Here is an 11,744-nt window from a genome sequence, read left to right as displayed (position 1 = left end):
CGAAACGGAGCTACGACCGTCTTTGAAACCCTACGAGCTCTCGAGGAGACTCCCTTGAACGATCTGGTGCTTTGGCTCGACACGCTGCGCATGACCGACCTGGGCAAGGTTGGCGGCAAGAATGCGTCGCTCGGCGAGATGATTGGCAATCTAGCCCAGCTCGGCGTGTCAGTGCCGGGTGGTTTTGCAACCACCGCCGACGCGTTCCAGGAATACCTCGACAAAAGTGGCGTGGCCAAGCGCATCCAGGAACGGCTGGCCTCGCTCGACGTCGATGACGTGATGGCCCTGACGGCTGCCGGCAAAGAGATTCGCGAATGGGTTACCGAGACGCCGCTGCCGACGGATCTGGACAAGGCCATCCGCGACGCCTATGCCAAGCTCTGCAAGGACGCTGGCGCCGAGAATATCGCGGTAGCCGTACGATCGTCCGCCACCGCCGAAGATCTGCCCGACGCCTCGTTCGCCGGCCAGCAGGAAACCTTCCTCAACGTGGTCGGCATCGAAGATGTGCTGCATAAGGTGAAGGAAGTCTTCGCCTCCCTCTACAACGACCGCGCCATCGCCTATCGCGTGCATCAGGGCTTCAAGCACGAGGACGTATTCCTCTCCGCAGGCGTGCAGCTGATGGTGCGCTCGGACGTGGGCGCCTCCGGCGTGCTGTTCACTCTGGACACGGAGTCGGGTTTCCGCGACGTGGTGTTCGTCACCGGCTCGTACGGCCTCGGCGAAATGGTCGTGCAGGGTGCCGTGAATCCCGACGAGTTCTACGTGTTCAAGCCCACCTTGAAGGCTGGCAAGCCGGCTGTGCTGCGACGCAGCCTCGGCGCCAAGCAGCAGCGCATGGTGTATTCGAACAAGCCCGGCGAGCGCGTGCGTATCGAAGAGACGCCCGCCGAACTGCGCAACAAGTTCTGCATCACCGATGAAGACGTGCAGGAACTATCCAAGCAGGCGCTGATCATCGAGAAGCATTACGACCGCCCGATGGACATCGAGTGGGCGAAGGACGGCAACACCGGCAAGCTCTACATCGTGCAGGCCCGCCCGGAAACAGTGAAGTCGCGCGCGCATGCCACGCAGTTGGAGCGTTTCCACCTCAACGAAAAGGGCAAAGTGCTTGCTGAAGGCCGCGCCATCGGCCAGAAGATCGGTTCCGGCAAAGCGCGCGTCATCCGCTCGCTTGCGGATATGAGCAAGGTGCAGACAGGCGATGTATTGATCGCCGACATGACCGATCCCGATTGGGAACCAGTGATGAAGCGTGCCGCCGCCATCGTCACCAATCGCGGCGGCCGTACCTGCCACGCCGCAATCATCGCTCGTGAATTGGGTGTGCCCGCCGTGGTGGGCACGGGCAATGCGTTAGAGCTGATTCCGGACGGCGCGGAAGTCACCGTGTCCTGCGCCGAGGGCGACACCGGCATGATCTACGAGGGCCTGCTGAAGTTCGACCGCGTGACCGCCGACCTCGGCGACATGCCCGAAGCGCCGCTCAAGATCATGATGAACGTGGCCAACCCCGAGCGCGCGTTCGATTTCGGCATGCTGCCGAACGCCGGTATCGGCCTGGCCCGCCTAGAAATGATCATTGCCAGCCACATCGGCGTGCATCCGAAGGCGCTGCTGGAGTACGCCAAGCAGGATGCCGAGACCAAGAGGAAGATCGACGAGCGCATGGCCGGCTACGCCGACCCGGTATCGTTCTATGTCGATCGCCTCGCGGAAGGCATCGCCACCATCGCCGCTTCGGTGTATCCGAAGCCGGTGATCGTACGCCTGTCTGACTTCAAGTCGAACGAATACGCCGGCCTCATCGGGGGCTCGCGCTACGAGCCGCATGAAGAGAACCCGATGATCGGCTACCGCGGCGCAAGCCGTTACGTCGACCCGGGTTTCGCTGAGTCGTTTGGCCTGGAGTGCAAGGCGGTCAAGCGCGTGCGCGAGGTGATGGGCCTGGACAACATCTGGGTCATGATTCCGTTTGTGCGCACGCTGAGCGAAGGCCGCAAGGTCATTGAGGTGCTGGCCAAGAACGGCCTCAAGCAGCGCGAGCACGACCTGAAGGTCATCATGATGTGCGAGGTGCCGTCCAATGCACTGCTCGCCGATGAGTTCCTCGACATCTTCGACGGCTTCTCCATCGGCTCCAACGACCTGACCCAGCTCACGCTGGGTCTGGATCGCGATTCGAGCATCGTCGCCAACCTGTTCGACGAACGCGACCCTGCGGTGAAGAAGCTGCTTGCGCTCGCCATCAAGACTGCTCGCGAAAAGGGCAAGTACATCGGCATCTGCGGCCAGGGGCCGTCCGATCACCCTGACCTGGCTGAGTGGCTGATGGATCAGGGCATCGAGTCTGTATCGCTTAACCCTGATACGGTCGTGGACACCTGGTTGCGCCTCGCCAAGCGCAAGACAGCCTGAGCTTTGCCACACGCGTAACACGAAGGGCGGTGGCGACACCGCCCTTTTTCTTGCTCGCACGGTCAATGCGTACAGGGCCGTCCGCCGGTATCAAACGTGCTGACGTCAGAACGGATTTCACCCTGTCTCACAACGAGGAAGGTGGATATGGGCAGATTCAGTGAGCGCGCTCCCTCGCTACTTCTTGCTACAAAGCGCACCGCCACTCGGTCATCCTGCGCAACCATCTGCTCGATCTCGTCATGTATATCGGGAAACTCCGCAAAAAGCTCGCGATAGGTCCTTCCCACCTCTGGCCGCCCTCGCCTGGGATGGCAGAAATCCGAGGAAGCTAGCTGGGCATCGCTCGCATAGAGGTGCGCCAGTCCATCGGCATCGTGCCGATTGAAAGCGCCGAACATCGCCAGCACGACCGATTCGGGCCTTGGCGCCGCACCGCTCGTCGCGGTCATGGCTACGGCAAAGAGCATGGTGCTCGCCAGGTTCATGAGGATCTCCTCGGCAGGATTGGGGTAACCGCAGTCTCCACGCCTGCAGCCCATGGTGCGTGCCGTCTCTTGCTCTTTTCCGCCCAACGGAACCTTTGCATCACCCGCAGGGTCCACCTGATACGGACCCTGGCGGAGACTACCCATGCAAAGACTGACGAGGCTGTTGGCGAACAACAAAGGCTTCCTCACGTTCATGCTCTGCATGTTCGTGTTCCGGAGTGCGATTGCAGACTGGAATGTCGTTCCGACCGGCTCTATGCAACCGACCATCGAAATCGGTGACCGCATCGTTGTCGACAAGGCGGCCTACGACATTCGCCTCCCCTTCACCCACGTCTCGCTCTTGCATCGTGCCGATCCGCAACGAGGCGACATCGTCGTGCTGGACTCGAAAACGGCTGATGAGCGCCTGGTTAAGCGCGTCATTGGCGTGCCCGGCGACCAAATCGCACTGGTGCAGAACCACCTATACGTGAACGGCAAGGCTGCGGGCTATCGCCCCATCCAGGTCAGCGGCATCCATGCCGACCGGGAAGATCCGGCCATCTATGCCATCGAAGATACCGGGGCCATGCAGCACGCCGTCCGCTGGTCGCTCGCCGCCCAGGGCCACACCAACGATTTCGGCCCCGTCACCGTGCCCGCCAATCAATACCTATTGCTGGGAGACGACAGGGATCACAGCGCCGATTCGCGCTATTTCGGCTTCTTCCCGCGCAAGGAGATCACCGGCCGAGCCACACGGGTCGCCCTGTCCCTTGACCCAGACAACCATTACCTACCCCGCAGCGATCGCTGGGGCGCCACACTGCACTAACCAGAAAGCAGCAAGAAAATTGCCTTCCCCCATTGCCAGTGCCCGCCTCACCACATAGAATTACCGGCTCGCGTGGACCACACGCACCATCTTTGGAGAGGTGGCAGAGTGGTCGAATGTACCTGACTCGAAATCAGGCGTACGTGTAAGCGTACCGTGGGTTCGAATCCCACCCTCTCCGCCAAAAAAACAAAACGCCCCCGTGTGGGGCGTTTTGTTTTTCTAGTGGTGACGGCTGGGTGAGAACCCACTCGGGTTCGACAAAATTGCCGGGAGCAATTTTGGACAGCCGCAGGCTGGCCCCGTAGCGCGCAAGCGCGAAGGGGTCGGGTCCACGGATGGACCCGACAATCCCACCCGACCCCACAAGTAAGGCGTCTCGCTTTTCCAGCAGTAACGCCCGCCCGATGCACCAAAGCTGTTTAAAAACCCCTTCCCGCCCTTTTCTTCTTTACGCATTCATCCCCTATCCGTCATGCTCGTATCGCGTCGCCACACCAGGCATCCCATGATCGAGTTTGGACACGGAACACACGTCGGCTTGCGTCGTACGCGCAATGAAGACACTTACTACGCCGATGCCTCGCTTGGCCTGTTTCTTGTCGCCGACGGGATGGGCGGCCATCAGCATGGCGAGGTAGCCGCTGCGCTGGTTCGTGATGCCGTTGCCGACCTTGTCACCCGCGGGCACAGTCTCGTAGAGGCCGTACGCGCGGCCGACGAGCGCCTGATCCAGCACAGCCGTGGCTTTCGTGATGCACGTCCGATGGGTACAACTATCGCTGCGCTACGCCTGCATGCAGACAGCTACGAAGTGGTGTGGGTGGGCGACAGCCGCGTTTATCTCTGGCAAAAAGCATTGCGCCAGGTCAGTCACGATCATTCGCTCGTGCAGGAGCTGGTGGAAGCGGGAACGCTCGATGCAACACAGGCAGCACGCCACCCGCATCGTAACGTGATCACCCAGGCACTGGGGATCACTGCCGCCGAGCAATTGCATATCGGGATGGCACGAGGAAAGCTCGAGCATGGGATGTGCTTTCTGCTCTGCAGCGACGGACTCACCGAAGAGGTAGGTGATGCCGCCATCGCAAGCATCGTGTCCCGACAGGAGCTTTCCGCCCAGGAAAGCGTGGAGCACTTGCTGCTCGCCGCGCTTGACGGCGGCGGCAGCGACAACGTCACGGTGATCCTGGCCCGCATCAACTGAGGCGAGCCAACGACCTCAGTTGATGACAGCTGCGCCTTCGCGGCGCCACACCGACGCGCCACCTGCACTCTTGTCCAGCGCATCAAGCCGCTTTTCGTGGACCGTGCTTTCGTCGGCATCCGCACGCAGCACTCGAGGACGACGATCGAGCACCACCGGTGCAAGCGTCACGGCAGCGCCTCGCTCCTGCGCGCCTTCAAAACCCAGATCGAGCACGACCTGGCCGGATGTCATTGCGATATAGACATCCGCCAACAACTGCGCATCGATCAGGCCGCCATGCAGATCGCGCGCTGAATTGTCGACGCCCAGGCGCTTACAGAGCGCATCGAGGCTGTTGCGCTGGCCTGGATAGCGCTCGCGCGCCATCATCAGCGTATCGAGCACGCTGCAACGGTCTTCCAGGCGGCCGAACGATTCACCCAACCGCGCCAGCTCACCGTTGATGAAGCCCACGTCGAACGCCGCGTTATGGATGATCACTTCTGCGCCATCGATGAAGGCAAGGAACTCCTCCACCACGTCCGCGAAACGCGGCTTGTCCAGCAGGAACTCATCCTCGATACCCGTAACCTGACGAGCACCCTCGTCGATGGCACGATCGGGATTCAGGTAGGTCTGGTAGTGACGCCCGGAGGGACGGCGCTCGATCATCTCCACGCAGGCGATTTCGATCAGGCGATGGCCCTGACGAACTTCGAGACCCGTGGTCTCGGTATCAAGCACAATCTGCCTCATGCCTTGCTCCTGAATAGCTCGGCCTGCTCACGCGCTGCCACATCCACACGCTCGTTTTCCACATGACCGTTATGGCCACGCACCCAATGCCAGCGCACCTGGTGCATCTGCGTTGCACTGGAAAGGCGCTCCCACAGATCCTGATTCTTTACGGGCTTCTTGTCGGCCGTCTTCCAGCCGTTTGCACGCCATTTAGGCACCCATTCCTCGATACCCTGCATGACGTAACGCGAATCGGTGGTAAGGGCGACATTGCATGGGCGCGTCAACGCCTCAAGCGCGCCGATCGCTGCCATCAGTTCCATTCGATTATTGGTGGTAGCCGGCTCACCCCCTGAGAGCATGCGCTCGGTGCCCTTTGCACGCAGCAGCGCTGCCCAGCCACCTGGCCCTGGATTGCCCAGGCAAGCACCATCGGTAAAAGCTTGTACTTCAGTCATTGTCACCATCGATACATAGAAAAATCAGGATGCCGCGTTGCGTCGGGCACCCGGCGCCAGACTCACGTTGACCGTGGCTGGCAAGGTCTTGGGTTTCAATCGTATGGGCGTCGCCATGCGGCGTCGCTTGCGCGCAATCAGAAGGTAGCCTCCGCCAAACGCGTGAGCAGTATCCATGCCCACGCGACTGCTTGGCCACAGGCTCCCGACGCGCTCGATGCGTTCGATATCCAACTCCCGTCGGCGCACCCATCGCTCCAGCAACAGCGGCGAATGCATCGTCGGTGCGTTTCCGCGCGTGCGCCACATCATCCATGGCAACCAGCCACTGAAGGGATGAAGCCCGGTCAACGCAAGCACTCCGCCCGGCGCCAGCACGCGCGAGGCCTCCTCGAGCATCTCCTGCGGCGTCGCGGATACCTCCAGCGCATGCCGGAGCAGCACCAAGTCGAACGCGTCGTCAACGAAGGGAAGCGGCTCATCCATCCGAGCCTTCACATCGCCACCGTAGCGCTGAGATGCCACGTTCAGACGCGTCCAGTTCCCCAGCAAAGGCAACACCGGCGGTGCATCGCCCGCGGCCGCACTCACGAGGAGCGCGTGGGGCCCGCTGCATCGCTGCAACCCCGGAGCCAAGGCGATCGTTTCCTCGGCCAACAGGTTGCGCAACGGGGCGCTGCTGTAGATGTCTTGGTCACGCTGAGACATGAAAGGCCGACCGGTCGTCACGATATCGACAGTGTAACGGGAGGCCGCCCACAACGTGCTCTGGTCGACACCACAAGACTGGCTGACACCACAAGTCTGAATACCCCTACAGCCCATTAACGTCTCACTAACGAGTGAGCCACATTAGGGCTTTATAGTCTGCCACTTCGCGCAAGCCAGGGAGAGGGCCTGCGTCAGTCGATACGAAACCCCGGAGGACGACTCCTTGCACGTCGTACCGCTACCGGCGCTTGCCGACAACTACATCTGGTTGCTCCACGACGAGGAAGGAAACGCCATCGTCGTCGACCCGGGTGACGCCAGTCCTGTCGAGGAAGCGCTTACGCTGCGCCGCCTACGGCTGCGCGCCGTCCTGCTGACCCATCATCATCATGACCATATTGGCGGCGTGGATGAGCTGCTGTCTCGCCACGATGTGCCCGTCTACGCCCCTCACGACGAACGCATCGCTCGGGCAACGCATCGCGTGGGCGACGCTGACGTAGTGCAGTTGGCAACACCTTCCGCGACCTTCAACGTCATCGCAGTGCCCGGACACACCACCACGCACATCGCCTATACCGGCGAAGGTGTCCTGCTTTGCGGCGACACGCTTTTCAGCATGGGCTGTGGGCGGTTGTTCGAAGGCACGCCCGCACAGATGCTGGCCTCACTCGACCGCATGGCGTTGTTACCGGGCAACACACTGGTCTGTTGTGCGCACGAGTACACCGCCGCCAACGGTCGCTTCGCGCAGACGATAGAACCAGCAAACCCCTCGCTCGCAGCACGCCAACAAGAGGTTTCCGCGTTGCGCGCGGACAACCAGCCCAGCCTGCCGGTGGCGCTTTCCATGGAGCAGGCTACCAACCCGTTTCTGCGTACAGATAGCGAAGCGGTTATCGCCTGGAGCCGACAGCAAGGCGTGGATGGCGATCGCATCGCGCGTTTTGCCGCATTGCGAGCCAACAAGGACGTATTCACCGGATGAAAACGACTCGACACTTACGCCCTCTTCCCCTGGCGACGTCCATCTTCCTGGCGGCGTGCGCCTCTGGCCCAGCACAGAGGCCGGCGCAACCGCCCACACCTTTACCAGTACCGCAACAAGATGCATCACACTCGACTGCATCGCACCCAGAAGTCTCATCCGCTCCTGCTAATGCAGCAGACGATGGCAATATCTGGCAAAACCTGCGAAGCAACTTCGCTATGGCTGATTGCGATGCCGACCCGAACATCACGACATGGGCGCGTCGCTACACCAGCAATCCAGATCGCTTCGAAAGCCAGATTGCCGCCGCCGCACCGCGAATCGCCTATGTCCAGCAAGTGGCTGCACGCCACCATGTGGCGGGTGAGTTCGCACTGATTCCCTGGGTCGAAAGCCAATACCGCCCCATTGCAGGCAGCAAGGGAATGCCAGCCGGAATGTGGCAGATCATGCCGCAGACCGCCAATGCCATGGGCATTCGTGTCGACAAGAATTTCGATGGCCGCATGGACGTCCCTGCCGCCACCGACGCCATCATGGCGTTGCTTAGCCGGTACCACGATGACCTGGGTGACTGGCGCCTCGTTGACTACGCCTTTAACGCCGGCGAATTCGGCATCAAGCGCGTCGTCAGCCAGCACGGCGCGCCGCCAGACGAGCCCGTGATCCCCAAGATGCCGGTCAAACCGGTGACACGAGAGCACCTGGTCAAGTTGTTGGCCATCGCCTGCGTCATTCGCGACCCTGGACGCTTCAACGTGAGTCTACCCACCCTGCCTTCGGAGCAGCGCCTGGTGACCGTGAGCGTTGACAATTCCATGCCGATTGCCCGAGCTGCTAGCCACGCAGGCATGTCGACAGACGAGCTGAAAGACATGAACGCCGCCTTCCGCAACGGCGTGGTGGATAAGAACGCATCTCCATATCTGCTACTCCCCAGCAACAAGGTCCAGCAATTCCGGAGCTCGCTGTTGGCGGAAGGCAGCAGCGGCGCACAAAGTGTGCCCGGTACGGCGACGCTTCCACCACTCGGGGCAGCACTGAGCGCCGCCGATAACAACGATGGCGACGCATCCAACAAACGCACCCACACTGTGAAGTCCGGCGAAAGCCTGTGGTCCATCGCCCACAAATATTCGGTGGACATCAAGCAGCTGGAACTCTGGAATCACTTGCAAGGGCCTGGCGTCAAGCCGGGGCAAGTGCTCAGGGTCAGCGCTCCGAGCTGATCTTGTCGTCGGAGCGGTACCCGTTCCTGCTCACATCAAAAAGAAGGGCGACCAAGTGGTCGCCCTTCTTTTTGATCGTTGATGGCCGCGCTTACATGCGATCCGCTGCAATCTTGATTTCCGTCTTGGCCTTCAGTGCATCGAGAAAGCCCTGCGTGGCGAGAATGCCGTAAGCCTGGGACATCTGGTCGCGCAGCGCGCTGCGCTGATCCGGGGTGATCTTGCTCAGGTCACCTTCCTGCACCTTATCCACGGCAACCAGAGCGTAGTTGCCATCATGCATGGCGACACGGGCAAACTGCGCCTTGCCAGCTGCAGGGTGCGGCAGCAGGAACGCCTGCTCAAGCACTTCCGGCGCCACGCCCTGCTGCATACGCACGGCGTCAGCCACGGTCTGCGCGGATGCGCCGACAGAGGATGCCACTGCCTGCATGTCATCACCCTTCTGCAGACGGGCCAGCAATGCATCAGCATGCCTCTGCTCTTCGGCAGCAGTGCGCTCGTCGAGGATCTTCTTGCGCACGTCGTCCTTTACTTCGGCCAACGGACGCGCAGCGGTTGGCACGTGCTTGTCGACGCGCACAACCACAGCATGGTCCTGACCCAGGTCGATCAGACCCGAATTGTTGCCCTGCGTGAGGACATCGTCAGAGAACGCCGCCTGGACCAGCTTCGGATTGGCGGGAATGCCCTCGCCTCCCTTGCGGGAGAACAGATCGGTCGTCTTGATCGGTAGCTTCAGCTCCTGAGCAGCAGGATCGAGCGTCGACGGGTTCTGGTAAGTCTGGTCGGTCAACTTGCCGGCAAGTTCGTTGTACTGACGATCGCGCTCGGTCGACAGGTAATCCTTGGCAATCTGATCGCGCACTTCCGCAAACGGCTTCGCGTCGCCGCTACGCACGTCGCGCAGCCACAACACGTGGTAGCCCTCGTCGGACAACACGGGCTTGGAGATCTGGCCCTTCTGCAGCGAGAACAACGCGGAGTCGAACGCCGCATTCGTCACGCCCTTTTCCAGCCAGCCCAGGTCACCGCCGGAGCGCTTGGAACCCAGGTCCTCCGAGTCCTCCGCCGCGAGCTTGGCGAAATTCTCTGGCGTCGCTTCGCCAGCGATCTTCTCCGCCTTGGCAAGCGCAGCCTTCTGCTGGTCCGGCGTCGCGTTCTTCGGAACATTGACGAGGATATGCGACACCAGTCGCTGCTCGGGCTGTACGAAGCGCTGCTTCTGGTCTTCGTAGCGCTTCTTCAGGTCGTCCTCGCTCGGCTGCGCATCGATCTTCAGATCGGCGCCATTCACCTCAATGTACTTCAGCGAGACCTGCTCCGGATTCATGAAGTCGGCCTGATGCGCCTTGTAATAGGCATCAAGCTGAGCGTCCGTGACTTCGGTGTCCGTCAGCGTCGGGCGCGGTACGGCAAACCAACGCAAGTCACGGCGCTGGTACAACAGGCCGAGATAGCGATCCATGTCGGTGTCAGTGATGACTGTGCTGGCGATGATCGCGCGTGGCAGCAGGCCCGGCTCAAGCGAAGCACGCTGGCTGCTCTCAAACATCGCCGGCGTCATGTTTTGCGCAGCCAAGATGGCGCGGTATGTGGCCGGATCGAACTGACCGTTGACCTGGAACGCCTGCTGGCTGGCAATACGATCGCGCAACTCGGCTCCGGACACCTTCATGCCGAGGTCGTCATTGGCCTGACGGAGCAGTTGCTCATTGATCAGCTGATCCAGGATCTGGCGCTTGGTTTCCGGCTTCTCGAACTCTGCGGCATCGAACTGATCGCCCATCCGCGCCATGGCGTCGCGACGCGCATCATTCATGCGTTCCTGGAAATCGCGCTGACTGATCTCGTGCTTGCCGACCATTGCCACGTAAGTGTCGGTATGCGAGGCGAAATACGACTCGATGCCGAAGAACGAAATAGCGAACACACAAATGCCCAGAATAACAATGGAAGGCCATCCGTGAAGCTTGTTACGCAATGCCTGCAGCATGGAAATGTTCCCGGGCTTTCGTTGTTCGGTGCACTAAAGTGCGGGGTACTCAAATGGCAAGGGCGCCACACGGGCGCCCTTGCGAACTGTGGCGGAGCGGACGGGACTCGAACCCGCGACCTCCGGCGTGACAGGCCAGCATTCTAACCGACTGAACTACCGCTCCGCATGTTACTGGTGGGTGCTGTAGGGATCGAACCTACGACCCTCGCCTTGTAAGGGCGACGCTCTACCGCTGAGCTAAGCACCCGAAACTAAGCAAGTAGTCGCTTAGTTTAGGGCATCCTTGAGGGTCTTGCCAGCCTTGAACGCCGGAACCTTCGAGGCCTTGATCTTGATCGTCTCGTTGGTGCGCGGATTGCGACCGGTACGGGCGGCGCGCTTGCGCACAGTGAAGGTGCCAAAGCCGACCACCGACACGTCCTCACCCTTCTTCAGCGCCTTCTGCACGGTCTCGAAGAACGCTTCGAGAGCACGGCCGGCGTCAGCCTTGGTGAGTTCAGCCTTCTCGGCGATGGCATTGATCAGATCGGTTTTATTCATTGAGACACTCCCTTAAACGGTTATGCAGCCCGCGTGGTCATTCTGGGACCAGGCGACGTCGCCTCGAGACTAGGCACCGGGACATCACCAAGCAATCCCGCATCACTGCGCACCTTGCTTGGCGTCAGGCTGCGGTGCCGCCTTTATACCA

General features: G+C 61.1%; 11 protein-coding genes and 3 tRNA genes. 6 read left to right on the top strand and 8 right to left on the bottom strand.

The genetic code is table 11. From position 1 onward, the window contains the following. Positions 1–54: 54 nt before the first annotated feature. Positions 55–2,427: a phosphoenolpyruvate synthase gene (ppsA, locus tag DyAD56_RS10190; RefSeq protein WP_102302659.1), complete on the top strand. Its 2,373-nt coding sequence runs from the start codon at positions 55–57 to the stop codon at positions 2,425–2,427. Between the two features lie 62 nt (positions 2,428–2,489). Here ppsA and DyAD56_RS10185 read toward each other — a convergent pair whose 3' ends face one another. Next, positions 2,490–2,915 carry a nuclear transport factor 2 family protein gene (locus DyAD56_RS10185; protein WP_158241308.1) on the bottom strand — a complete coding sequence of 142 codons (426 nt, stop codon included), beginning with the start codon at positions 2,913–2,915 and terminating at the stop codon, positions 2,490–2,492. Positions 2,916–3,060: 145 nt separating this feature from the next. On the opposite strand from DyAD56_RS10185, the gene lepB reads away from it, so the two are divergent. From lepB to DyAD56_RS10170, 3 genes are all read left to right on the top strand, one after another. Beyond that, positions 3,061–3,735 (top strand): signal peptidase I, encoded by a 675-nt coding sequence (gene lepB / locus DyAD56_RS10180; RefSeq protein WP_102302658.1) that lies wholly within the window; start codon positions 3,061–3,063, stop codon positions 3,733–3,735. A gap of 94 nt (positions 3,736–3,829) precedes the next feature. Then, positions 3,830–3,919 (top strand) — tRNA-Ser (locus DyAD56_RS10175). A 324-nt stretch (positions 3,920–4,243) separates the two neighbouring features. Beyond that, positions 4,244–4,945, top strand: a complete 702-nt coding sequence (locus DyAD56_RS10170; protein WP_102302657.1) for a protein phosphatase 2C domain-containing protein — start codon at positions 4,244–4,246, stop codon at positions 4,943–4,945. A 15-nt stretch (positions 4,946–4,960) separates the two neighbouring features. On the opposite strand, the gene dnaQ is transcribed toward DyAD56_RS10170, so the two are convergent. Genes dnaQ through DyAD56_RS10155 form a run of 3 tightly spaced genes read right to left on the bottom strand, consistent with a single transcriptional unit; the run spans position 4,961 to position 6,831 of the window. Further along, entirely contained in the window at positions 4,961–5,683 is a 723-nt protein-coding gene (gene dnaQ, locus DyAD56_RS10165; protein WP_102302656.1) for a DNA polymerase III subunit epsilon, read from the bottom strand. Further along, positions 5,680–6,123 (bottom strand): ribonuclease HI, encoded by a 444-nt coding sequence (gene rnhA, locus DyAD56_RS10160; protein WP_102302655.1) that lies wholly within the window; start codon positions 6,121–6,123, stop codon positions 5,680–5,682. Before rnhA ends, dnaQ begins: the two co-directional genes overlap by 4 nt. A 24-nt stretch (positions 6,124–6,147) precedes the next feature. Then, complete coding sequence (locus DyAD56_RS10155) at positions 6,148–6,831, bottom strand: methyltransferase domain-containing protein (RefSeq protein ID WP_102302654.1); 684 nt, start codon at positions 6,829–6,831, stop codon at positions 6,148–6,150. 226 nt (positions 6,832–7,057) lie between these two features. On the opposite strand from DyAD56_RS10155, the gene gloB reads away from it, so the two are divergent. Both gloB and DyAD56_RS10145 read left to right on the top strand, forming a co-directional pair. Further along, the gene (gene gloB / locus DyAD56_RS10150) at positions 7,058–7,822 is read left to right on the top strand and encodes a hydroxyacylglutathione hydrolase (RefSeq protein ID WP_102302653.1); all 765 of its coding nucleotides are present in this window, start codon (positions 7,058–7,060) and stop codon (positions 7,820–7,822) included. 221 nt (positions 7,823–8,043) lie between these two features. Then, positions 8,044–9,054 (top strand): LysM peptidoglycan-binding domain-containing protein, encoded by a 1,011-nt coding sequence (locus tag DyAD56_RS10145; protein ID WP_102302652.1) that lies wholly within the window; start codon positions 8,044–8,046, stop codon positions 9,052–9,054. A 91-nt stretch (positions 9,055–9,145) separates the two neighbouring features. Here the strand turns inward: DyAD56_RS10145 and DyAD56_RS10140 are convergent, their stop codons facing one another. The 4 genes from DyAD56_RS10140 to DyAD56_RS10125 all read right to left on the bottom strand — a co-directional run bounded on the left by DyAD56_RS10140 (position 9,146) and on the right by DyAD56_RS10125 (position 11,593). Further along, entirely contained in the window at positions 9,146–11,050 is a 1,905-nt protein-coding gene (locus DyAD56_RS10140; protein ID WP_102302651.1) for a SurA N-terminal domain-containing protein, read from the bottom strand. An 89-nt stretch (positions 11,051–11,139) separates the two neighbouring features. Then, positions 11,140–11,216, bottom strand: a tRNA-Asp gene (locus DyAD56_RS10135). Between the two features lie 9 nt (positions 11,217–11,225). After that, positions 11,226–11,300: transfer RNA gene (locus DyAD56_RS10130), tRNA-Val, on the bottom strand. Between the two features lie 20 nt (positions 11,301–11,320). Continuing rightward, the gene (locus DyAD56_RS10125; protein WP_102302650.1) at positions 11,321–11,593 is read right to left on the bottom strand and encodes an HU family DNA-binding protein; all 273 of its coding nucleotides are present in this window, start codon (positions 11,591–11,593) and stop codon (positions 11,321–11,323) included. Positions 11,594–11,744: the final 151 nt, after the last annotated feature.

This window comes from Dyella sp. AD56 (genome assembly GCF_002878475.1).
In the GTDB taxonomy this organism is placed as follows: Bacteria; Pseudomonadota; Gammaproteobacteria; order Xanthomonadales; family Rhodanobacteraceae; genus Dyella.
This window is presented reverse-complemented; position numbering and strand designations above follow the sequence as displayed.